The following is a 255-nucleotide window of genomic DNA, read 5'->3' on the forward strand; positions in this document are numbered from 1 at the left end:
TCTTTTTGGATAGTTTGTGCAAGAAATCTTTGCGCTGATTGGCAATCTTCTCGTGCTTTTTGGCCACTTGAATGCGTGCTTTATTGCGGTTCTTACCGCCTTTTTGTTTGAGGGATAACGACCGTTGTGCTTTCTTCAGCTTCTTTTCGGACTTGTAAAGAGGTTTTGGATTTTTGTGCTTCTCAGTCTCCCCTAAATCATTGGTGGTGACCGCAAAATCCGAAATACCCAAATCAATCCCGATCTTCCGTTCAA

The 255-nt window shown here is 42.7% G+C and carries 1 protein-coding gene; it reads right to left on the minus strand.

The window, feature by feature from the left end:
• The coding region (locus ACYQ2O_RS13580) for a transposase (protein WP_459796864.1) at window positions 1-255 on the minus strand (255 nt) is incomplete at both ends.

The sequence above is a fragment of the Alkalibacterium sp. m-11 genome, assembly GCF_054658155.1.